27 protein-coding genes are annotated in these 22507 nt (G+C 42.9%); 17 read left to right on the forward strand and 10 right to left on the reverse strand.

Annotated elements, in window-relative coordinates; all coding sequences use genetic code 11:
• Positions 1 to 27: 27 nt before the first annotated feature.
• Positions 28 to 1023, reverse strand: coding sequence for a bile acid:sodium symporter family protein (locus HDC33_RS00105; RefSeq protein WP_179390517.1), 996 nt, complete (start codon positions 1021 to 1023; stop codon positions 28 to 30).
• Positions 1020 to 2420, reverse strand: coding sequence for an FAD-binding oxidoreductase (locus HDC33_RS00110; RefSeq protein ID WP_179390518.1), 1401 nt, complete (start codon positions 2418 to 2420; stop codon positions 1020 to 1022). Before HDC33_RS00110 ends, HDC33_RS00105 begins: the two co-directional genes overlap by 4 nt.
• A 189-nt stretch (positions 2421 to 2609) precedes the next feature.
• Between HDC33_RS00110 and HDC33_RS00115 the strand changes: the two genes are divergently transcribed.
• Positions 2610 to 3323 carry a FadR/GntR family transcriptional regulator gene (locus HDC33_RS00115; protein ID WP_179390519.1) on the forward strand — a complete coding sequence of 238 codons (714 nt, stop codon included), beginning with the start codon at positions 2610 to 2612 and terminating at the stop codon, positions 3321 to 3323.
• Between the two features lie 810 nt (positions 3324 to 4133).
• Here the strand turns inward: HDC33_RS00115 and HDC33_RS00120 are convergent.
• Both HDC33_RS00120 and HDC33_RS00125 read right to left on the reverse strand, forming a co-directional pair.
• Positions 4134 to 4886 carry a hypothetical protein gene (locus HDC33_RS00120; RefSeq protein ID WP_179390520.1) on the reverse strand — a complete coding sequence of 251 codons (753 nt, stop codon included), beginning with the start codon at positions 4884 to 4886 and terminating at the stop codon, positions 4134 to 4136.
• Entirely contained in the window at positions 4883 to 5419 is a 537-nt protein-coding gene (locus tag HDC33_RS00125; RefSeq protein ID WP_370457385.1) for an RNA polymerase sigma factor, read from the reverse strand. The genes HDC33_RS00120 and HDC33_RS00125 overlap by 4 nt, the downstream gene beginning before the upstream one ends.
• 187 nt (positions 5420 to 5606) lie before the next feature.
• On the opposite strand from HDC33_RS00125, the gene HDC33_RS00130 reads away from it, so the two are divergent.
• Positions 5607 to 6152, forward strand: coding sequence for an NADPH-dependent FMN reductase (locus tag HDC33_RS00130; RefSeq protein ID WP_179392554.1), 546 nt, complete (start codon positions 5607 to 5609; stop codon positions 6150 to 6152).
• A gap of 56 nt (positions 6153 to 6208) precedes the next feature.
• On the opposite strand, the gene HDC33_RS00135 is transcribed toward HDC33_RS00130, so the two are convergent.
• Together HDC33_RS00135 and HDC33_RS00140 are read right to left on the reverse strand one after the other, a co-directional pair.
• Entirely contained in the window at positions 6209 to 6772 is a 564-nt protein-coding gene (locus HDC33_RS00135) for a GNAT family N-acetyltransferase (RefSeq protein WP_179390521.1), read from the reverse strand.
• Between the two features lie 92 nt (positions 6773 to 6864).
• Complete coding sequence (locus tag HDC33_RS00140; protein WP_179390522.1) at positions 6865 to 7752, reverse strand: EamA family transporter; 888 nt, start codon at positions 7750 to 7752, stop codon at positions 6865 to 6867.
• A gap of 205 nt (positions 7753 to 7957) precedes the next feature.
• Between HDC33_RS00140 and HDC33_RS00145 the strand changes: the two genes are divergently transcribed.
• The 4 genes from HDC33_RS00145 to HDC33_RS00160 all read left to right on the forward strand — a co-directional run bounded on the left by HDC33_RS00145 (position 7958) and on the right by HDC33_RS00160 (position 10959).
• Positions 7958 to 8896 (forward strand): carbohydrate kinase family protein, encoded by a 939-nt coding sequence (locus tag HDC33_RS00145; protein WP_179390523.1) that lies wholly within the window; start codon positions 7958 to 7960, stop codon positions 8894 to 8896.
• A gap of 184 nt (positions 8897 to 9080) precedes the next feature.
• Entirely contained in the window at positions 9081 to 9281 is a 201-nt protein-coding gene (locus HDC33_RS00150) for a PLDc N-terminal domain-containing protein (RefSeq protein WP_179390524.1), read from the forward strand.
• The gene (locus HDC33_RS00155) at positions 9278 to 10177 is read left to right on the forward strand and encodes an ABC transporter ATP-binding protein (RefSeq protein WP_179390525.1); all 900 of its coding nucleotides are present in this window, start codon (positions 9278 to 9280) and stop codon (positions 10175 to 10177) included. Before HDC33_RS00150 ends, HDC33_RS00155 begins: the two co-directional genes overlap by 4 nt.
• Positions 10177 to 10959: an ABC transporter permease gene (locus HDC33_RS00160; protein WP_179390526.1), complete on the forward strand. Its 783-nt coding sequence runs from the start codon at positions 10177 to 10179 to the stop codon at positions 10957 to 10959. Before HDC33_RS00155 ends, HDC33_RS00160 begins: the two co-directional genes overlap by 1 nt.
• Positions 10960 to 11168: 209 nt before the next feature.
• Here the strand turns inward: HDC33_RS00160 and HDC33_RS00165 are convergent, their stop codons facing one another.
• The gene (locus HDC33_RS00165; RefSeq protein ID WP_370457386.1) at positions 11169 to 11417 is read right to left on the reverse strand and encodes a hypothetical protein; all 249 of its coding nucleotides are present in this window, start codon (positions 11415 to 11417) and stop codon (positions 11169 to 11171) included.
• Between the two features lie 157 nt (positions 11418 to 11574).
• Here HDC33_RS00165 and HDC33_RS00170 point away from each other — a divergent pair, with 157 nt between their 5' ends.
• Complete coding sequence (locus HDC33_RS00170) at positions 11575 to 12042, forward strand: YflT domain-containing protein (RefSeq protein ID WP_179390527.1); 468 nt, start codon at positions 11575 to 11577, stop codon at positions 12040 to 12042.
• A gap of 54 nt (positions 12043 to 12096) precedes the next feature.
• Here HDC33_RS00170 and HDC33_RS00175 read toward each other — a convergent pair whose 3' ends face one another.
• Positions 12097 to 12288: a CsbD family protein gene (locus HDC33_RS00175; protein WP_179390528.1), complete on the reverse strand. Its 192-nt coding sequence runs from the start codon at positions 12286 to 12288 to the stop codon at positions 12097 to 12099.
• Between the two features lie 208 nt (positions 12289 to 12496).
• Here HDC33_RS00175 and HDC33_RS00180 point away from each other — a divergent pair, with 208 nt between their 5' ends.
• From HDC33_RS00180 to HDC33_RS00205, 6 genes are all read left to right on the forward strand, one after another.
• Complete coding sequence (locus HDC33_RS00180) at positions 12497 to 12904, forward strand: hypothetical protein (protein ID WP_179390529.1); 408 nt, start codon at positions 12497 to 12499, stop codon at positions 12902 to 12904.
• A gap of 221 nt (positions 12905 to 13125) precedes the next feature.
• The gene (locus tag HDC33_RS00185) at positions 13126 to 14277 is read left to right on the forward strand and encodes a betaine/proline/choline family ABC transporter ATP-binding protein (protein WP_179390530.1); all 1152 of its coding nucleotides are present in this window, start codon (positions 13126 to 13128) and stop codon (positions 14275 to 14277) included.
• A gap of 13 nt (positions 14278 to 14290) precedes the next feature.
• Positions 14291 to 14947 (forward strand): ABC transporter permease, encoded by a 657-nt coding sequence (locus tag HDC33_RS00190; protein WP_179390531.1) that lies wholly within the window; start codon positions 14291 to 14293, stop codon positions 14945 to 14947.
• A 13-nt stretch (positions 14948 to 14960) separates the two neighbouring features.
• A complete protein-coding gene (locus HDC33_RS00195) occupies positions 14961 to 15875 on the forward strand; it encodes an osmoprotectant ABC transporter substrate-binding protein (RefSeq protein ID WP_179390532.1) in 915 nt (304 codons plus the stop codon).
• Between the two features lie 18 nt (positions 15876 to 15893).
• The gene (locus HDC33_RS00200) at positions 15894 to 16580 is read left to right on the forward strand and encodes an ABC transporter permease (RefSeq protein ID WP_179390533.1); all 687 of its coding nucleotides are present in this window, start codon (positions 15894 to 15896) and stop codon (positions 16578 to 16580) included.
• A gap of 96 nt (positions 16581 to 16676) precedes the next feature.
• Positions 16677 to 16898, forward strand: a complete 222-nt coding sequence (locus tag HDC33_RS00205; protein ID WP_179390534.1) for a hypothetical protein — start codon at positions 16677 to 16679, stop codon at positions 16896 to 16898.
• 461 nt (positions 16899 to 17359) lie between these two features.
• On the opposite strand, the gene HDC33_RS00210 is transcribed toward HDC33_RS00205, so the two are convergent.
• A complete protein-coding gene (locus HDC33_RS00210; protein ID WP_179390535.1) occupies positions 17360 to 18370 on the reverse strand; it encodes a PQQ-dependent sugar dehydrogenase in 1011 nt (336 codons plus the stop codon).
• Positions 18371 to 18545: 175 nt separating this feature from the next.
• Here HDC33_RS00210 and HDC33_RS00215 point away from each other — a divergent pair, with 175 nt between their 5' ends.
• From HDC33_RS00215 to tatC, 4 genes are read left to right on the forward strand one after another with little or no spacing between them, the layout of a single operon-like run.
• Entirely contained in the window at positions 18546 to 19304 is a 759-nt protein-coding gene (locus tag HDC33_RS00215) for a gluconate 2-dehydrogenase subunit 3 family protein (RefSeq protein WP_179390536.1), read from the forward strand.
• A 14-nt stretch (positions 19305 to 19318) separates the two neighbouring features.
• Positions 19319 to 21031 carry a GMC family oxidoreductase gene (locus HDC33_RS00220; protein ID WP_179390537.1) on the forward strand — a complete coding sequence of 571 codons (1713 nt, stop codon included), beginning with the start codon at positions 19319 to 19321 and terminating at the stop codon, positions 21029 to 21031.
• A gap of 21 nt (positions 21032 to 21052) precedes the next feature.
• Positions 21053 to 21253, forward strand: a complete 201-nt coding sequence (gene tatA, locus HDC33_RS00225) for a twin-arginine translocase TatA/TatE family subunit (RefSeq protein WP_179390538.1) — start codon at positions 21053 to 21055, stop codon at positions 21251 to 21253.
• A gap of 12 nt (positions 21254 to 21265) precedes the next feature.
• Positions 21266 to 22108 (forward strand): twin-arginine translocase subunit TatC, encoded by an 843-nt coding sequence (gene tatC, locus HDC33_RS00230; protein ID WP_179390539.1) that lies wholly within the window; start codon positions 21266 to 21268, stop codon positions 22106 to 22108.
• A gap of 78 nt (positions 22109 to 22186) precedes the next feature.
• Here tatC and HDC33_RS00235 read toward each other — a convergent pair whose 3' ends face one another.
• Positions 22187 to 22393, reverse strand: a complete 207-nt coding sequence (locus HDC33_RS00235) for a hypothetical protein (protein WP_179390501.1) — start codon at positions 22391 to 22393, stop codon at positions 22187 to 22189.
• Between the last annotated feature and the right edge of the window lie 114 nt (positions 22394 to 22507).

Consider the following 22507-nt stretch of genomic DNA (forward strand, 5'->3'; position numbering starts at 1 on the left):
ACTGGGGATTGGGCACTCTCTTCCTGATTACTCTTGAATCTTTCCGGCAGGGGATAAAACGTTAGCTTGGAGTACGTCTGTATCATCATTCTCGTCAACAATCGGTTTTTTCGACCAGATTGTAGCTAAAATCGGACCTGAAATGTTATGCCAGATAGCGCCCCATACACTCGGAAGTGCCGCGAGCGGGCTGAAGTGTGCAGTCGCCAGCGCCACGCCTAATCCAGAGTTTTGCATGCCGACTTCAATAGAGATGGCTCTTCGATCATTTTCGTTCAGGCCGAGCATTACCGCTGTCAAGTAGCCAAGCAGTAGACCGAATCCGTTATGAAGGAATACGGCGATGAAAACGATAAGTCCCGAACTTGCAACATTACTTGCATTGGCGGCAGTGACGGCTGACACGATGATTAAGATTGCCAGTACTGAAATGAGGGGGACGACCGAAACGCTTTTCTCGACTGCTTTCGGGAAAAAATACTGGACGGCAAGCCCTAAAACAATCGGGATGATAATCACTTGCACAATCGACTTGAACATTAAAACCGGATCAACTGGCAGCCATTGCCCTGCAAGGATTAGCAGCAAGAGCGGTGTTACGACTGGAGCCAATAAAGTGGATAGGGAAGTCATTGCAACTGATAGCGCAAGGTTCCCTTTTGCAAGATAGACCATAACGTTGGAAGCTGTACCACCTGGAACACACCCGAGAAGAACTAAGCCCGCTGCCAATTCAGGAGGCAACTTGAGCAAGTGAGCTAACGCGAAAGCGACAAGGGGCATGATAACGAATTGAGCCCCAACACCGATAAATACGGGCAACGGTTTCGTCAGAACAATTTTAAAATCCACCGGCTTTAGCGTTAGTCCCATTCCGAACATGACGACGCCTAGTAAAATTGTAATATAGCCGCCTAATCCTAAAAAAGGTGTCGGAGCCATGAAGGCAATAACGGCAATGATGATGACCCAAATGGCAAAGTATTTTCCAGCTATTGTACTAAGTGTTTCAAGTGTCTTCATAGGAGATTTCCTCTCTTGTCCATCTTCATGATTTTATTTGGATTCAGTAAATTGTCTGGATCAAGTGCTTTTTTTATTTTTTCCATGACGAGAAGTGCCACACCGTGCTCTTGCTCCTGATATTTCTGTTTGCCGCTACCAACGCCGTGCTCTCCTGTACATGTACCGCCGCGTTCAAGTGCATAGATGACGATTCGTTCATTCAACTCATCGGCCTTCGCAAGTTCTTCGGCATCATTCATATCCATCATAAGCAGTACGTGGAAGTTACCGTCACCAACGTGACCGACAATTCCGCCGGTCAGTCCAAGTGACTCAACCGTTTCACGGGCATGTTCGACTGCACCCGCCAACTCCGAAATTGGAAGACAAACATCAGTTACCATCATTTTTTTCCCGGGATAGCCGTGGATAAAGGCATATGCCAAATTGTGCCGCGCCTCCCATAGTCTGATGCGTCCTGCGTTGTCCGTTTCGAAGTCGATATCCTCGCAATGATGATCCTCGACAATTTCTTTTGTAAATTCAACGTCTTGTTTCAACCCTGCTTCATTTCCATGAAACTCCAAGAATAGCGTCGGTTTTTCTATATAGTTGGTTTCACTGAACAGATTCGCCTGTTTTATAGAGGGCTCATCGACCAACTCAACCCGTGCAATCGGAATACCGGCCTGCAAAATAGATACAACAGCCTCAACGGCATCAATGACAGTAGGAAAGGAAGCCCGTGCTGCCGTGACGTGTTCTGGAATTCCGTATACTCGCAGTGTCAGTTCCGTAAAGCAGCCAAGCGTACCTTCAGAACCTATGAAAAGACCATTTAGATGGAGACCGGATGCAGATTTTGCGGCCATATTACCGGTGTGGATAATCGATCCATCCGCCATAACAACTTCCAAATCACGGACTTGATCACGCATGACGCCATACTTGACGGTCGTCGTTCCACTGGCGTTCGTTGCCGCCATACCACCTAATGTGGCATCAGCTCCCGGATCGACCGAGAAAAACAACCCGTACTTTTTTAACTCCTTATTTAACTGTGTACGGGTTACGCCAGGTTGTACTTTAACAAGGAAGTCATTCTCTCGGACTTCCAAAACCTTATTCATAAGCGAAAAGTCAATCGTGATTCCACCTTTGGAAGGGATTATATGTCCTTCCAAGCTAGAACCGAGACCGAACGGTACAACGGGGATTTGGTATTCATTTGAAATTTTCATCACGTTACTTACGTCTTTAGTCGATTCCGGGAAAACAACAATGTCTGGAAGACTTGCCGCATGATAGGATTCATCCTTTCCGTGTAGCTCTCTTACGGTTTCATTGATGGTCACCTGATCGTCCTTAAGCACGCTTTTCAGTACTGCAACTATATTTTCTGTTGCTATTGTCATTTCAATTTCTCTCCTTCTGTTAGGCAAGTGGTCATACCGATAGTTTATGTAATTTAGAATTGTTAGTTTTTGGTCCAACCAATGTTTATAATTATACCTAATAATCTGAACAATACAATACTTATTTCGGGTTATTGATTATTCTAATATTGGTTGGTATCGTTTAAAGTACGGATTGGGGTGAAGCAGTTGTTTCCACAGAAGAAAAAGACCTATGAACTAATTGTTGAAAAAATAGAAGAACTCTTTTTAAATGGAGGACTAAAACCAGGTGATAAACTGCCGCCTGAAAGAGAACTGGCAAGTCAATTTGGGGTGAGCAGAACTTCTGTGAGGGAGGCTCTCCAAGCATTGGAAATTAGCGGTTCTATTGAAATCAGACAAGGTGGGGGGAGTTTCATTAAAACGCCTGAAGTTCGAATGGTAAGCGATGTACTCTCCACTAGGATTATTGAAGCCGAGAACGATTTGGTTTATGAAATGTTGGAAGTACGCCGTGCATTAGAAGTCGAGTCCGTCTCACTCGCCGCACAACGTGCAACTTCTGCAGACTTGGAGAAGATTCGCCAATCATTAGAACAGATGGCTGCGTCCGGAGAAGATGCAGAGGAAGGAGTGCAGGCTGATCTCCATTTCCATCTGCAAATTGTAGAAGCTACGCATAATCAATTACTCATCAATCTGGTCCAAACACTAACTGAACGAATGGAAGATACAATTCGCGCAACACGGAAACACCGGTTTTTAGAAGGAAATCGCTATAAGGATACATTTGAGGAACATAAGGATATTTACGTGGCTATCGCATCAGGTAATGCCCAGGAAGCGAAGAAACTGATGGAAGAGCATATTTCGCGTATCCGTAGAGAGTTGAGCACACATTTTTCACCGACATTAAGATGATGGGGAGGCAAGATATGTGAAAAAATAATTGAACAAGGAAGAGAGAAAAGAAGTTTATGGGGCTAAAAGATCTGGTTTAATTTGCATAGATACGTTCAGCTTTCAAGCGCCGGAGTTTTATCAAAAGAATCGTTATGAAGTTTTCGGTGTAATGAAAGATTATCCAAAGGGGTGTAACCAATGTTTTTTGCAGAATAGATAGATTTTAGAGTAAAGAAAAGATACGGCTAATGAATAGCCGTATCCAACAATGTTGACGATCGTATTATTACCGCTACCTGGTTTTCGGAAAGCGTATTTCCTTTAATTGAAAAGAAAATATCCAGGTTATTATTTTATCGTAGTTATCTTTCCATCGTTTTTTCATTATGAATGTCAAGAACAACAGGGATAGCAAAAGTAGAAAAGAGATTATGGTTGTTAACCGGAAAAAAAGAGTTTCTTGAAACCCGCCATAACCGACGCAAATAGCGACGCCACTTACAAATATTATAGCCAGCACAGGTAACAATTGAAAAAATATGTCGTAATTTCTATTCTTGATAACTCGCATTATATGTGGAGAAATCAAAGCAATTAGTAGGATATAAGATAGTATAACAAGTGTGTCGATTATAACTAAGAATAAATCCATCTCTTTCCAAAACCTCCCTTTTTAAATTCCCTGACAGAATGACTCTCTCGGAAAAAGCTATATACATAATCTATACCCTTCCATTTCCACAGTTATGCCTAGAAACATATAAATTCCTCACTCAGAACATAAAAAAAAGAGGATGACTGTAATGCCAACCTCTATTACTAATAGTGTTACTCTATTATTTCAAAGCTCTCCAACATATGGTGGAACCTGGCGCCGTGACCTTCCGCTGCCTCCAGGAAATAGTTTTCCGTAATGACGAAGCTTCCTTCTTTGCCGTTGCTGATGATATAAGCGGTGACGACTTTACTGTCCCACTTGCTTCCAGTCGTGCCATGCAGCCAGTAGCCTTCGACCGGTTCTGTCACTGTTTCAACCGTCCGTAATTCAGGAAAGTCTTTCTTCAATTCTGCTTCGATTTTTCCAACAAGATCTTCCGGTTTTTCGTTAGCCACTTGTTTAATTTCCATTGTTACTTCTGGATATTTTTCAGGTAATGGATCAATCGTCGTAATAACGTCTGTCTCTTTTCCATTGATCATTTTGTAACGTGTTTCATCGACATAAATGATGTACTCGGAGTTGGTTCCTTCATTTAAGTTAACTTTAGTAGCTTCATCTTGGCCTTCGATGCTTTGATTAATTTCTTTTTCAGGGACGAACATATCTTTAATACCTTTAATGAACGCCATTCCCGTATCTGTTTGTAGGCTGAATGCGATGGCGAGGGCAGCGGCAGTTGTAATGATAATTGGAATTACACGGTTTTTCTTCTTCATTGTCTTCATTTCTCCTTTGTTTGCTTGCTCATCACTGAATAATTCTTTTTCTAAGCTACTCCATATTTCATCTTTGAGACCAATCGTTTCTAGTTCAGTCCGTTTTTTGAGCTCTTTATCTACTCTTTTGTCGAATTGACTCATTGAAAATCATCCTCCTTAATCATCGGGACAAGCTGTTCTTTCAGTCGTTTCCTTCCTTTAAACAACCGTGATTTCACTGTGTTGACATTCAATCCCAGAATATCCGCAATCTCATTTTCTGTGAAGCCTTTCACATATTTTAAAATGAGCGGTATCCGGTGCATGTCATCGAGCGATTGAATCGTATTGTATAAATCAGACAGATGATCGAAAGACTCTTCGGCAAGGGACGGATCGTTTTCCAAGTCGGGATGTTCAAACTTTGAAAGTGACGATTCTTTCTTCAAGAACCTAAGGCATTCATTCGTCAAGATTCGATAAAACCACGGATCAAAAGGTAACTTGGGGTTGTAGCTACCAATTTGTCGATACACGCGGATGAATGTCTCTTGCACGGCATCTTTCGCCATTTCACGGTTGCGCGTAATTGCGGAAGCGGTTCGGATTGCATAATCCGCGTATGCTTCGTAAAAGATACGGAAAGATTCTTTGTCGCCATCTTGTATGTTTCGTATCATTTCTTCGTTTTTCACTTCGGTTTCACTCCTTCGGAAACAACAGTATTTTGTTACTCATACTATACTTACCCTTGGAAACATGAAAAAGTTTTCGTGCATGCAATATTATTTTCAAAGCTGGGTCGAATGATATATGTGAATGAAGGGTATCGTGTAAGATACACGCTAAAGCATACAATTGTAAAATAGAGGAGAGAGATTGATGAAAGTTGTGGCGATTGTCGGAAGTTTGCGGAAAGATTCATTCAACATGCAGCTAGTGAAAACGATTGAAATGAGATATAGTCACTTTTTTGAAGTGGAGATTGCTGATATCGGAAATCTTCCATTCTTTAATGAAGATGAGGAAAAAGCACCTCCGGAAGTAGTACGGAAATACAAGAAAATGATAGCTGAAGCAGATGCTGTACTCATCAGCACACCCGAATTCAACTGGTCCATCTCCGGCGTTTTGAAAAGTGCATTGGAATGGCTGTCAAGGGTCGACAAAGTGATAGCAGGGAAGCCGGTCTTGCCAATGGGCGTTTCGCAAGGAGCACTCGGAACGGTGAGGGCACAGTTGCACTTACGGCAAATTTTATCGAGTATCCAAGCAATAACTATGCCCCCAGCGGGAAATGAAATCTTCATCGGCTCCGCCGGTCAAAAGTTCCAAGATGGTCAATTGATAGATGAAGCGACGCTCAAGTTTTTGGATCTAGTCGTCGATAAGTTTGTTACTTTCGTTAAAGAGCAGGACATGAAATAAAAAAACCGCCTTTTGGATTTATAATTGAAAAATCGATAGGGCGGTTTGTATAGTAGTTAAACAATTTTGACCATATGATGAAATGGTTCACCAATGATCGTCCATGGCGAGACAATCTCATAACCAAGCCGTTTGTATAGGCGAATGGCTGGTTCTTTTTGTGTTTCAACGTTTAAAGAAAGCTTTGCGATGTTTTTTTGTTTCGCGATTACTTCAGCATGCTGAAGTAATTGGGTGCCAATTCCTTTACCACGAAACGCGGGATCAATACAGACAGTATCGATGTAAAGTTCATCAGCTAACGATTCTGCGTCCACTTCGGAGTTGGCAGCACCTTTTTTAGCGAGCCATTCACTAAGATTCTGGTCAAGTTCAGTGGCATCTGCACCCGCATACAACACCATAAGTCCAGCCACTTTTTCATCCAGTTCTGCAACGTATGTATGGAGATGGGAATGCCGGTTATCTTCACGCCTGAACAGTGCACAAAGTTCCTTCTCCACCTTTACCCATTCCGTTTCGCCTGTCATTCTTTTAGCGATATCGCCGATAGCGTCAATTATGAGTGGTGCTGCCTGTGTGGCATCAGCCGGTTGTGCTTGACGAATCGTTATCTCCATTGGAAAAACCTCCTTCTATATCTCATTATTATATCAAATGTTGCTTCCTAATTAACAAAACCGCCCGTTGCAATTGCAGTAGGCGGTTTATCTTATCTGGAATATTTTAATCTACGCTGCGCAATAGTCGGTAAGGTCATACCGATTACGATGACAACGATACCAATTACTTGCAAAATAGTGAGCGCTTCACTCAATAAAATAACAGATGCAGTGACAGCGACCGGCAGTTCCGCCGCACTTAAAATTGATGTCATCGCTGTTCCTACTTTCGGGACAGCGATTGAAAATAGATAAATCGGAATGACAATCCCGAACAATCCAAGAATCAAGCCGTATATCCACAAACCGCCGCTGAACAATGTCCCGTTCCAGACAATTTCTGGCGTTTGGAAAAAGAAGATGGCAATTGCTGCGAAAAACGATGTGAAGAGCAGACGTGTTTCTGTATCCATTCCTTCAACTTGTCTTGAATTAATCATAACGAATGATGCAAAGCTGACAGCTGATGCCATGCCCCATGCCCAACCCTGCCAAGGAATACCGCTGATATCTGCATCTATAATCCCCGCTGCAAGTATAGTACCTCCGAATAGAAAGAGAAGTGAAATGACTTCAATTCGTTTAGGCAGTCGCTTTTTGGCGATACAATCGAACAACATCCCCACCCAAGTGAATTGAAATAGCATGACAACGGCTAGGGAAGCGGGCATGTATTCAATTGCCTGTCCATACACGGTGCCTGTCGTTGCCGTAAATAAACCTGCAAGAAGAAGCGTAAAGCCACCACCGAATTTCGGAACTTTACGTCGTACGAAGGAGAAAATGACCAAAGCTATAAAAAATCCGACGAAGTATTGGCTTGTCACTGCTTCCGCAGCAGTGAAGCCGTCTTGAATCGCCAGTTTAATGATTGTTGAAAGAATTCCGTAACAGCTCGCCGCAAAGACGATAAGCAACGGATATATCCATTGTTTCATAAAATAAATCCTCCTATTCCATTAGAACAGTATATCATGATAAGGGAAAGGTTGACAGGTCAGAAGTCTGACGACTAGGAAGGGTGCAATTACGAGGTTGTTAATATTTGTCCCTACATTGTAGTTATCTATATATACCTTCGCTATTTCTGTAAATCGTGTTCCATGATAAGATAGAAAAAATGAAGTTTCGGGGAGTTTACCAATGATTGATTCAAAGAAAAAGCATGTCCTTATTTACGGCGATGCATTCGTCGATTATATTGCGGAAGACCAGTCCAATACGGCATATACAACGTTTCTTGGCGGGGCAACGGTCAATGTGGCAGCGGGCATTTCCAGGCTTGGCGCACCGTCCGCATTCATTACTGTGACGGGAAATGACGCGACTTCCGAATTCGTTCGAGATGAATTGCGAAAAGAAGGCGTGGATTTGAAGTTCGCAAAATTGGAGAATGGTAAACGGGTGAGCGGAGTTTACATTCATTTGACGGAAGATAACGACCGTATTTTCCAGACTTATATCGATGAGACACCTGATATCCAGGTGGAAGCTTCCGATTTGTCTGTGGAGGCGTTCCAGCATGCGTCCGTATTACATATTTGCTCGGGTACAATGTTCCATCCGACTGCTTTGAAAACGACACGGGAAGCGGTGCGTCTTGCCACGGTTTCGGGAGCACTTCTATCGATTGATGCAAATATCCGGCCGCTCCGGTGGGATAGTGAAGAACTTTGCCGTAAGACGATCATGTCATTCGTTGAAGAAGCCGATCTGTTAAAATTGACAGAAGAGGAGTTTTTCTTCCTGACAGAGACAGATACGCTTGAAGACGGAATCGCCAAGTTGACGCCCTATCGAATTCCCGTCGTACTGGTGACTGCTGGCGAACTTGGCACATTTGCAGTTATAGAAGGTAACACTACACATGTAGGTGTTGAACCCGTTGTGCCTGTCGATACAACGGGAGCTGGCGATGCGTTCATCGCAGGGATTCTACGCCAGATCCATTTAAAAGGACAGCCGGAAACGCGTAATGAATGGATTGACTATATCTCCTTTGGCAATAAACTTGGCGCACTTTGTGCGACCAAACCGGGTGCGCTGTCAGCCATGCCCCGGCTTGAAGAAATAGAAGAATGATAAAATCCTCCCTTTTTTACTGGGAGGATTTTTTGTTGTGAGAAATAAATATGACTTTGACAGCTTTTCATGAATTGTAAATAGCTAAACACTTTTGTCATATTACACTCTCTTGTTATATACAATATAGAACAGTGTTGTTATACTGGATTTACTAGTAAAGAGGAGAAAGGTTGTGAAGTTTATGGCTGAACTCGCGAATATTCCATGGAATCTCATTTTGCCGATCATTGTCTTACAACTAATTCTGATGACTATCGCACTTATCGATGTCATCCGCCATCAGCGTACGAATGGTCCATTTATCATGTGGATTTTCATCATCGTCTTTGTGAATTTGATCGGTCCCATTCTATACTTCGTTTTTGGGAGGCGGCAAGTATGACAACATTGCTTCAAGCGAGTGATCTGACAAGGAAATATGGGGATAGCATAGCAGTAGACGCTGTTTCTTTCGAACTTGAGGAACATACAGCGACTGCTTTGATAGGACCGAATGGGGCCGGGAAAACGACGACACTTTCTATGTTGGCGGGTTTGGTTTCACCGTCGCAAGGAGCGATTCGGTTTTCGGATAATGAAAAAAAGGATATCCGGTCAATTATCGGATTTCTCCCACAGTATCCAAAATTCTTCCCTTGGCTATCCGCACTAGAATTTACAGAAATGGCTGCTCGGCTAAGCGGGGTAGATACAAGACAAGCGATAAGGGATGCGAAAAATACATTGGAATTTGTCGGTCTAGGCGATGCGATGAACAAGAAGACCGGCACATTCTCTGGCGGGATGAAACAGCGTCTGGGCCTAGCGCAAGCAATTGTCCATAAACCGAAACTACTCTTGCTTGACGAGCCCGTTTCTGCACTTGATCCTGTTGGGCGCCGGCAAGTGATGGATCTTTTGAAAGAGCTCCAGCAGGAAACGACAATTTTATATTCGACTCATATTTTAAATGATGCGGAAGAAATGACGGATCAGCTACTGTTCTTGCGACAAGGTAAACTTGTGGAACAAGGATCGCTTAATGAAGTACGTGCACGCTATGCTGAACCGCGGATCATCATTGAATTTGAATCGTTGCAAGAGTTACAGCGATTCACGAAAGCAACTGAGTGGAAAGTGACATCAAAAGGGTTGATTGCGTCAATTGACGTTCAAACAGAAGGGGTTGATATATCTTCAATCCTGTCCGTGTTGTGCACGGGGCTATTTATGGTTCGTAAAGTTGAGCGCCAGACAGCGAGCCTTGAAGAAATCTTCATGAAAGTGGCGGTGATCTGATGAAAGGATTAAGTGTATTGTTACAAAAGGAATGGCGTGAACATATAAGGAATTACAAAGTTCTATGGATTCCTATTGTCTTTATTGTGTTTGGGATACTTGAGCCTGTCACCAATCACTTCTTGCCTGAAATTATGAAAAGCGTTGGCAATCTCCCTGAAGGGGCTGATTTTACTTGGCCGGAGTTTAAAGGAGAGGAAATCTTTGTTTCATTACTCGGGCAATATCAGCTTATTGGCGTACTCGTTATTATTCTAGCATTCATGGGTACGATTTCTGGAGAGCGGAAAAATGGGACGGCGACACTTCTTTATGTTCGGCCGGTATCATTCCGTTATTATTTTTTAAGTAAGTGGATTGTTGTAAATGGAATTGTGCTTGGGAGTGTCTGGCTCGGCTTTATGGCTGCATGGTACTACATTGATGCTCTCTATAATCATGTAAACGCATTACCGGTACTCGGGTTTATTGCAACATATAGTATATGGCTTATCTTTGTTGTCACAGTTGTCTTGGCGTTAAGCGCTTGGCTTCCGACAGGCGGTGCCGCGGGTTTGGCGATTCTTGTTACATTGGTCTATCAGGTCATCGATTCGTTAATAGGTGCCTATTGGTCGGTATCCCCGTGGAAATTGTCGATGTATGCATCATATTGGTTCAATCCGGATTCCGAACTGTCGGATTTGTGGATGAGTTTATGTCTTACGGTTATACTCATCGCAATACTAGTGTTGTTTGGCATCTTTATGTCGAGAAGGAATGCCGCCAAAACAACGGTGTGAATAAGTTCAATTAAAATACTATCTATTAAAGTGATTACTTTTTGAGCTTATCGGCTAAGAATATTATGTTTTGTATTTCAGATAACTTGACAGATATAAGCATTTCCCGGGAAATGACGACACTTATCGACATTCATTCTGATAAAAAATGCACGTAGATTTCAAAAAAGCTGTGCTCCATTCAAGTTATGTGAATGGAGCACAGCTTTTTAGTATTTCTTAACCCCGGACCCGGGGAATTTCTCAACACTGGATGAATTACTTTTCGAATCACGAGCATGTTTTTGCTCTTCTAATTCCATTCGTGCATCCTCAAGAGGTATCGAATCTACAGTTTTCATATCTTCATGCATATCGTAAATACTTTCCTTATCAGTTCGGAGGTTTTCGGGATTATCCATATATGGCCCCTCAGCATCTTTTCGGTCACGTTCAGTAAATACTTTCTTGTTAGTCACTATAAACAGACTCCCTTCATTTTCGATTTTGCCGTGTCCTTCTATTATTCACTCTTTTATAGAAACTAAACATTATAAGTCGATGAGTTTCTTAAGGGGACAGGTGGGTACACTAACAAAAAAGGGTTACTACACCGACAAGGAGGAATTTAAATAAATGAAAAATAAGACACACAGCGGCTCATACCAATCGATTGATGAAGCTTTACACAAAATCACAGAGATGATTGCACTTGGCTATAACGAAAGCGATATATATGTCGTTTCAAACACAGCAGAGAATATTTCAATGTTTAAGGGAAAATCGGATGTTGAACACCTTGAAACAGCTGATGAAGATTGGTTAAACAGATTTACGTTATTTTTGAATGGTGAAGAATCTATTTTGAATGCTCTTGCGCAAATGGGATTTTCTGAACAACAATCAAGAAGCTGTTACAATGAAGTGGAAAAGGGCGGGGTAGCGCTCTTCATTGAGGGCGGCACAACGAAACTACAGCCGGACGAAATGGATAGCAGTGCAGAACTAGGTTTGAGCGAAGAGGTATTGGATGGTCAAGATGAAAATCAGCATATGACTGATAACGAAGCTACAGTTCCGAGACTCAACACAAGAAACTTATAAGAGGTAGGATAAAAAAAGCTGTTTCCTATTGTAAGGAACAGCTTTGTAACTTTACTATCTATCATTATCATCAAGTTTGTCTTTCAATTCTCCAACTTTTTTCTGTGCTTCACCTTTCAATTTATCAAACTTGCCTTCTGCTTGTAGTGAAGCATCATTTGTAGCATTACCGATTTGATCCTTTGTTTCACCTTTGACTTTACTCACTGTGCCTTTGACTTTATCTGAGAAACTACTGTTAGTCATTTAAATACCTCCATTATTTTCTTGTTAGGTAATATATACCCGATAGAATAGACGTTAAACGTGAGAGGAAAAAGTGGAAATGAATGAGTTGTGTCAAGATATGGTTCAAAGTGCCTGTATTGATTGATGAAAACGTGACGAAAAATGTATACACAATCTTCCGTAATTTTTGTATAATAGGTACACAATAAAAAGTAGGGGGGATGAAATGATAAGAAAAGGCCGTTTTGCGTTATGGAGTGATAGGGAGTTTGAACTTGTTTCATATCAAAGACAATACTATTTGCAGTCAGATGATTCTTTGGATTTGAAGAACGACTTTCAAAAGATGAACGGCAATGGAAAGATTTTTGTTAAACAGGTCTCACTTAAAGATCTGGAGGATGCATATGAAATCATTCCGTTTGCGATGATTGAGGGTTATCGCTTTGCAGTAGAAGGATTTAATGAAAAAAGCGGAAAAGTTACGCTCGTGACAAATAATCCATTTGTCAAAGAGAAGATGGATGTTCGTCCTTATGGGAAGTTTGAGTATATCGTTGAACTACCTTTAGGCGAGATTGAAGTGGAGGAAGATCGAGTACCAATACTCGGATTCGAAGGGTTGTACCCATGATAAGGCAATCGTGTATGTCGATAAACGACACACAGGATTGCCTTTTTCTATTGGTAGGATACTGCGCCATCATTATTAGCTCGACAGATGATTTTTATTTTATTCTAATAAATTGCTTGAAAAAGGTTTGGAAAACTGAAAGGGGGGAATCTGTTACTAGGGTATACGTTCACAGTACGTCTAATAATAGACTAACAGTTTAAACCTAGGGGGAGAAAATAGTGCTTGAATTTAAAAATGTGTCAAAAATTTATCCGGGGGGGAAAAAAGCTGTCGATAATTTGAACCTTCATATTAATGAAGGTGAATTCATTTGCTTCATCGGGCCAAGTGGGTGTGGAAAGACAACAACGATGAAAATGATCAACCGATTGGTGAAACCGTCAGAGGGGAAAATTCTGATTAAAGGCGAAAATATTATGGAAAAGAACATCGTGAAATTGCGGCGTTCAATCGGGTATGTCATTCAACAGATTGGTCTATTTCCTCATATGACCATTCGAGACAACATTGCATTAGTACCGCGGCTTATGAAGAAACCGATTGAAGAGCGCAACAGCAAGGCCGACGAGCTGATCAAGCTCGTGAATATGCCAAAAGAATTTTTGGACCGCTATCCCCACGAACTTAGCGGCGGGCAGCAACAGCGTATTGGCGTGCTTCGCGCGTTAGCAGCCAATCCTCCCCTTATCCTTATGGACGAGCCATTTGGCGCGCTTGATCCGATTACCCGCGACTCCTTGCAGGCGGAATTCAAACATCTTCAGAGGGCGCTGGGGAAAACAATCATATTTGTTACGCATGATATGGACGAGGCCATTAAACTGGCAGATCGAATCGTGATCATGAAGGATGGAAAGGTTGTACAGATGGGAACACCGGATGAAATTTTGAGAAATCCGGCAAATGAATTTGTAGAGGATTTCATCGGGAAAGATCGCCTACTGCAAGCTCAACAACATATTCAGACAGTTGGACAAATCATGAATCCAAACCCTATTTCCATCCAAACGGAAGGAACGCTTTCACAGGCAGTTCAGCTGATGCGGGGACGTCGTGTCGATTCACTCCTTGTCGTTGATGAAAATAATGTACTAAAAGGCTTGTTGAACGTGGAGATGATAGACAGGGGCCGTAATATGGAAACTTCGGTCATGGATGTCATGTCAACCGAATTGACTGTTGTTCATGAAGACACCCTTCTACGCGAAGCAACACGCAATATTCTCATTCGCGGTTTGAAATATGTAGCCGTTGTAGATGAAGAGCGGCGTTTGGTTGGATTAATCACAAGAACGAACCTGGTGGATATCGTCTATGATTCCATTTGGGGAGAAGGCGATATTGAAGAGAAAACACTGGGTCAGGTGTAAAGGGGGGGTATAAATGAACGGACTTATTGAGTTTTTCTCGGAATATGGAAATCAGCTTGCTATTAAGACGTGGGAACATCTTTACATTTCCTTTATCGCACTTTTTCTAGGTATCCTCGTTGCAGTGCCACTTGGCATACTGCTTACAAGAGTTCCTAAAATAGCCGACTTTGTATTGGGAATCGTCGGTGTCATCCAAACATTTCCGAGTCTTGCAATCCTAGCTTTCTTCATTCCGCTTTTGGGAATCGGAAAAACGCCAGCAATTGTTGCATTATTCCTTTATTCAATGTTGCCAATCCTAAGAAACACATTCATCGGTGTGAAAGGGGTCAATCAAAATCTGGTGGAAGCGGGACGTGGTATGGGAATGACGGCGTTCGAGCGTACGATGAATGTTGAGCTCCCCTTGGCAATCCCGGTTATTATGGCTGGGGTAAGGTTATCTGCGGTCTATCTGATCGGCTGGGCAACACTTGCTTCTTTCATAGGAGGAGGCGGTCTTGGGGATTTCATCTTTGATGGTTTGAATCTGTTCCGGACAGATCTAATTATCGGCGGTGCAATACCGGTTACATTACTTGCACTTTTAGTGGATTTCCTGCTTGGACGTTTTGAGTTATTCGCTACACCAAAAGGACTGAGAGAAAGCAGAAAAGTGGTTTCTTGAGGAGGGAAAAATAATGTTTGGGAAAAGTATAAAAAGATTGGTACTTCCGATTTTGGCTGTCACGCTGCTTATTGGCGGTTGTTCGCTTCCAGGTCTTGGAGGAGGTAATGATACAATTCGAATTGCAACACTAACACATACGGAGACATCGACACTTGGTCATATGATTCGTCTTATGATTGAAAAAGAGACTGATTTGAATGTTGAAATGGTGGAGAACCTGGGAACGTCAATCATTCAACACCAAGCTTTGACGAACGGGCAAGTCGATATCACTGCGGCGCGCTACACGGGTACCGATATGGCAAGTATTTTGGAGATGGAACCGATGGCGAATCCCGATGAGGCAATGGCGGTAGTACAGGAAGAGTTTGATAAACGATTTGACCAAGTATGGTACGAATCATACGGTTTCCAAAATACATATGCTCTCACAGTAACAGCCGCCCTTGCTGAAAAAGAGGGGCTTGAAACCGTCTCGGATGTTGAAAAAGTAGCTGATGATTTAACGCTGGGCGTGGATAATTCATGGTTGAACAGGGCGGGGGACGGTTATGAAGGATTCGTTGATACATACGGATTTGCCTTCGGAGAAGCGTTGCCGATGTCTATTGGACTTGTCTATCAAGCGGTGAATAGCGGAAAAATGGATGTTGTACTTGCATACAGCACTGACGGAAGGCTGAAGGCATTTGACTTGAAGACACTTGAAGATGATAAGAACTTCTTCCCGCCGTATGAATGCTCGCCTGTGACACGAAAAGACGTTATTGACAAGCATCCTGAAGTTGATGTCATCCTGAAAAAGCTTGCGGGCAAAATTGACGGGGCAACGATGACGCGTTTAAATTACGAGGCAGATGTCAATAAAAAGGAACCTGCAATTGTAGCAAAAGAATTTTTGGAAGAACATAATTATTTCAATTGAACCGACGGGGGTGAATAAATGGAAACGTTACAAGATCTTTGGGCGTATTACACAATGAATGGGACATACGTATGGGATCAGTTTATAAGACATTTCCTTATGTCTGCATACGGTGTCCTATTCGCGGCGATTGTCGGTGTTCCAGTAGGAATACTCATTGCCAGGTTTGGGAAATTGAGCGGTTGGGTGCTGTCGCTGACAAACATCATTCAGACCATTCCGGCGCTTGCCATGCTAGCAGTCCTGATGCTTGCTATGGGGTTAGGACCGAACACGGTCGTTATGAGTTTGTTTTTATATTCCTTGTTGCCGATCATAAAAAACACATATACAGGCATAAAAAGTGTCGAAAAACATGTTTTGGAGGCCGGACGTGCTATGGGGATGACCCGCAGTCAAATGCTGTTCATGGTTGAACTTCCTCTTTCGATGTCCGTTATCATGGCAGGTCTGCGGACGGCACTTGTCATTGCCATCGGCGTTGCAACGATTGGAGCATTCATAGGCGGAGGGGGGCTTGGTTCCATTATTATACGGGGAACGAATGTAACGGACGGCGCAGCCATCATTTTGGCAGGAGCGATTCCGACTGCTTTAATGGCGGTAGTCGCGGACCTTTTGATGAGCTGGCTTGAACGTATGTTATCTCCAGCAAATCGGAAAGTCGTAGCTGAGAAGACAACATCAGCAGAAACTGCAACGTAAATGAATTTTAATCGTCAAGTAAATAATGGTCGGGACTTGTGCATGATAGATAAGAATGTGAATCTGCAAATAAGCGACCCAATTGGAGGAGACAACATGATCGAGAACTTTAATGTGAGAAAAGAAATATTCGAGGATACGCAATATGAAACGTTACATTTCGAGTTAACGATGGACGGCAAGGAATATCAAGGACATTATAAAGACGATGAAGTGAACTGGTTTCAAATGCAGCCTGACCAAGAAAATCACGGAATGCTGCTTGAAGATTTAGAAGCTGAAGTGAGGAAACGTATTAAGGAATGGGAAGATAATTGAATTAGGAGTCATTCGGATGCCACCTATAATACTAGGTGGTTTTTTGATGGCATGAATAAATGAGGGCAGCCTTGTCATGGTCAAAAACTGCCGCCATTTTTGAGTTAATTTCACAATAGGGAAACAAGTATTAAAATCCGAACAAAGTTGTTTTCCGCTCCAGGCGGACGCTTTCTGCGGGCTTGGCTTCAGCCTCCTCGTCGCTCATTACGTGCTCTCAACACTAACGCTTTTGTTCGCAAAAGCCGTTCTGCTTGACGGCTTTTCCTATGGGGTCTTCAGCTCAAGCTATTCCCGTAGGAGTCGCCGCCTTCTACTCCAATCAACGTAACTCGCAATTTGTATTGACGAATACTTCGATATAGTTTCAGATGAACATTCTTATTTTTAGTTAGAATAAGCAATTATGAAATTAATTCAATTATAAATAGTGCCAAAGAACCTGTGAGTATCTACCAATATTAATTTCTCGTCAAGCGATATAAAACATCATCTTCGTCTGTAGGTTTTCCACGCCCATCAGTATTATTTGTAATGAAGTAAAGTGATTTTCCGTCTGAAAAGACATCACGGATACGACCAAAACCTTCAATTCTATCAACTACCTCACCGCTCTTTGTATCCAACACAAGAATTGCTTCGCCGCGAAGCGCTGCAACATATAGCAATCCTTTATGAAATACCATGCCCGACGGCGCCCAAGTTTTCCTTGAACCTGATGTTAGAAATGGGGTTTCCAATCCGTCTCGCGTTTCTGTCCCCTCGATTACTGGCCAACCATAGTTTTTGCCTCTTACAATGATATTTACTTCGTCATTTGCAGATTGCCCATGTTCTGAAGCAAACAATTTTCCATCTTTATCCCACGCGAGCCCTTGAGGATTCCGATGCCCAGAGCTAACAATTTCAAAGGTGTTTTCTTTATTCAAACGAAGGATTTTCCCATTGAATGAATTCAAGTTTTGAGCAGAATCTGGATTCGCACCATCCCCAATCGTCGCGTACAAAATATTGTCAGGTGAGAATGCGAGACGGCCACCATGATGGACTGGTCCGGATTCAATACCGTCCAATAAGATTTCATTTTCGTACCAAGAGCCTCCGTCATACTGTAGCGTTACGATTCGGTTGATCGGAGCACCTCCCAAATCATATGTGTAGTAAGCGTAGGCCTTGTGTGATTCTCGAAAATCTTTGTCCAAAACGAAACCTAGTAAGCCAGATTCGGCTACATTCGATAAAGGTGCTGAAAGATGGACATCCTCACGTATCAATTTTCCACCCTGCCTGACCTTAACAATCGTTCCCGCTTTCTCGGAAATGAAAAAGGATTCACCATCATAGTCAATTGACCACGGTGAAATCAGATGAGTAACAACTTTTTCTACTCGGTCATGATTCGAAGCTAAAGATGCTTCCTGATTGCACCCTGCCGGCATGATCAAAAAGAGCAACAGTAGAAGGCGTTTCAAGGCGGATTCCCCTCTTTCATATTTCATTTTCACTAGTATATAACGGTATGCAGATGGAAGGTAAAGAAACCCATCAAATATATCAAGTTGCATTGTATAAAAATGGGTTAGGACTGGCATGCTTACTTGTAGAAATCATAATAGATTTGGATAGCAGTTCGAAGGAGGATAAAGAATGGCAGAAGATAAAAAAGGCCTATCAAGAAGGGATTTCCTGAAGACGACCGGAATAGCGACCGGGGCTCTCGTAGGAGGAGGTCTCATTGGAGGTCTTGTCGGTTACAACGTCAACAAAGAAGGTCAAGTTGCCGGAACGGGCGGACATAAAGGAGCAGGCAGCGAGCAAGGCGGCGCAAGCAATCGAGGCCTGATGTTCTTTACGAACATGGGAGAGTTCAATGTATTGTCTCAAGCGGTTGAACGAATCTTCCCGGAAGACGACCTCGGCCCTGGTGCAATTGGACTCGGTGTTCCATATTTCATCGACAACCAACTGGCGGGCAATTACGGAAGTAACGCGAAGGAATACATGATAGGACCGTTCTTTGCGGGAGAGGCGACGCAAGGCTATCAAAGCAGGCTGACGCGTGCTGAGATCTTTAAACAAGGAATTGCGAAGATGGAAGAGGAAGCGAAAGGGCGGTTCGATAAAAAATTCGTCGATTTAGAGGGCGGTCAAATGGACGAAATCATCACCGCTTTCCAAAAAAACGAAGTGGACATGAAAGGCGTGTCATCGGAGTTTTTCTTCAAACTACTTCGACAGGCAACACTGGAAGGCGCTTACGCGGATCCGATTTATAACGGAAACGTGAACATGGATGCTTGGCGTATGAAGGAATTCCCTGGCAATCAAATGACCTATATCGCCGAAATAGAAAACGATAAGTTTATGAAATACGAACCAAAATCACTAAGCAGTATGGAACATTAAAGGGGGAATAACGAATGGCAACAACGTTGGATAAAGTGGATGTCGTTACAGTTGGAGTTGGATGGGGAGGCGGCATCATTGGCGCAGAATGTGCAAAGGCCGGTTTAAAAGTCCTCGGACTGGAGCGGGGGAAATCGAGAGGTACAGAAGATTATCAATTAATCCATGATGAGTTCCGCTACGGAGTCCGTTACGATTTGATGCAGGATCTTTCGAAAGAGACGATTTCGTTCAGGAACAATCGTAAAATGCGTGCCCTTCCGATGCGGCAAATGGGATCATTTCTTCTTGGCGAAGGCCTCGGCGGTTCGGGGACGCACTGGAACGGTCACACTTGGCGTTTTCTACCGTATGATTTTGAAATCAAATCGATGACGGATAAGAAATACGGGAAAGACAAACTTTCAAGTGACTACCTTCTTCAAGACTGGGGTGTGACATATGACGAGTTGGAACCTTATTTCGAAAAATTCGAAAAGACAGCCGGCATATCTGGAGAGGATGCAAATCCTTTTTGGGGGAAGCGCAAATCGGATTTTCCTACACCTCCGATGAAGAAGACACCGATTCTGAAAAAGTTTGAGAAGGCAACAAGCAATCTTGGTTATACACCTTTCATGTTACCATCAGCCAATCTATCCGAACCTTATGAAAATCCTGACGGTGAATCGATCATGGCATGCCAGTATTGCGGATTTTGCGAGCGGTTTGGCTGTGAATACGGTGCAAAAACGTCTCCTGAAATCACTGTCGTTCCGACTGCAAGAAAAACGGGGAACTACGATGTCCGTTTCCATGCGAATGTCGTCGAGGTGTTAAAGAAAGGCAATAAAGTGACTGGTGTGAAGTATATCGATACGCAAACGGGTGAAGAATTCATCCAACCGGCCAATGTCGTTGTTCTCACAAGTTATGTAATGAATAACGCGAAGCTTCTCATGGTGTCGGGCATCGGAGAAATGTATGATCCGGAAACCGGAAAAGGCACGCTTGGCAAAAACTATGCATACCAGATTCTGCCGGGGGCGACAGGTTTTTTTGATGAGCAGATGAATGTCTTCATGGGTGCCGGCTCACTTGGGATGACAATTGATGATTTTAATGGTGATAATTTCGATCATGGAAATTTGGATTTCATTCACGGAGCAAGCCTCTCCATTGTTCAGACGGGAGTGAGACCGATTGCGTCTAATCCACTTCCTCCGGATACGCCTGTTTGGGGTGAGGAATTTAAGAAGGCATCAATTCATAATTATACGCGCACACTGAATATCGGAGGCCAGGGAGCATCTATTCCACATAAGGAAAATTACTTGACACTTGATCCGAATTATAAGGACGCGTACGGAGTGCCACTGCTACAGTTGACATACAATTTCACCGAACAAGATAAGAACTTACACAAGTACTTAACTGAAAAGACCGCGGCCATTATGAAAGAGATGGGCGCAAAGACGGTCATGGCCGGAAGTCCGATTACAAATTATGATATCGTACCGTACCAGACGACGCACAATACCGGTGGCACGATTATGGGAGTGAGCCCGGATAATAGTGTTGTTAATTCACAATTACAGCACTGGGATGCCGAAAATCTGTTTGTCGTCGGAGCTGGGAATTTTGCGCATAACGGTGGCTACAATCCAACAGGGACAGTTGGTGCACTTGCCTATCGGGCTGCAGATGGAATTGTTAAATATAGTAAAAACGGTGGATCACTTGTGTGAAAATGAAGGGAGTCCTATGCAATGAGTTTAGCGAGTATCGGCGTACCTGGTTTGATTATCATCCTTGTTATTGTTCTCATCTTGTTCGGCCCGAAAAAGTTACCTGAAGTGGGAGCTGCGGTGGGGAAGACGCTTGCTGAATTTAAGAAGTCAGCAAAGGATATTATGGAAGACGAAGAACCGGTGGTCCAAAAGGAAACGAAGAAAACGGAACAACTATAAGCAGGTGAGGGTATGGATCCATATGGAGATCACAATCGAAAAATTGTCAGTCCGCTTGATAAAGTCCGTACCGAAATTGAGGAGGCCATAGCGGAGAGTGAAGGTGAAGAAAGCGCCAGTAAGGTAGCAAATGAAGAAAATGAATTGGTGCTGGAGTCTGATCCGTCCCTTGTCGACCATCTCACGGACTTGAGAAAACAGCTCGTCAAAAGTGCGGCCGTTTTCCTTTTCTTCCTAATCGCGGTGTTTTCCAGTATCAATCTTTGGTTCCCGTATATTACCCGGGATCATGAGCTGATTATTCTAGGTCCATTGGAAGTTGTGAAGTTTTATATGTCGATTTCAACAGCACTCGCGTTCGGTTTGTCGATACCTTTTCTCTGCCACTTTCTATGGCAGTTCGTCAAACCGGGACTTAACGAACGGGAAAGTCGTTTCCTTAGTCTATACTCACCCGTCATGTTATTGCTTTTCCTAATAGGTGTGTCATTCGGCTATTTTATCGTCAATCCCCTTAGTTATAAGTTCCTCGTCTCATTAGGAGCAGTTAATTTTAATGTAATGGTGTCAGCGCAGGAGTACATCAGTTTCTTGCTCATGACGACAATGCCGATTGGAATATTATTCGAGTTGCCGATAGTAGCGCTGTTTTTGGCGGCAATCGGATTACTTACTGCGGACTCTATGAAAAAAGTGCGCAAATGGTCGTATCTTGCTATCGCAATCATTTCAGCTTTGATTACGCCGCCGGATTTTGTGAGTCAGCTCATTGTGCTCATTCCAATGGCGCTGCTTTACGAAGCGAGTATCTTTCTCATCCTATATACGGAACGTAGAAATGCTGTAGCAAATTAAATTAGGTGCCTTTGAAAGGTATCCCGGCATCTTACCACAAAAAATGCTGGCATCCTAAATAGGATGCCAGCATTTTTGTTAGCCGAGGATGTTTTGCAGAAGACCTTTTTTCCGTCCTGTCGTATGTGATGAGCGTGTGTCCGAGTAGGTGCCTGTTTTATTCCCGCGCATCGGAGAGTTTCCAAAGCTATCGAATTGCTTTGACAGTTTGCCTCTTGAATCTTTGTTTCGCATTAGATAAGCGGCGCCAAGCCCGAGTGCAGTTAAAGCCATCTTCTTATTCATGAATTAATCCTCCTCAAGTTTTAGTAAATCTCTTACTAACTCTTTTCCCTTTTAACGGGAGAATAAACAAAAGTGTTATACAAGAAAAAATCAGCATCCCGTAATAGAATGCTG

The organism is Sporosarcina sp. JAI121 (assembly GCF_013408665.1).
In the GTDB taxonomy this organism is placed as follows: domain Bacteria; phylum Bacillota; class Bacilli; order Bacillales_A; family Planococcaceae; genus Sporosarcina.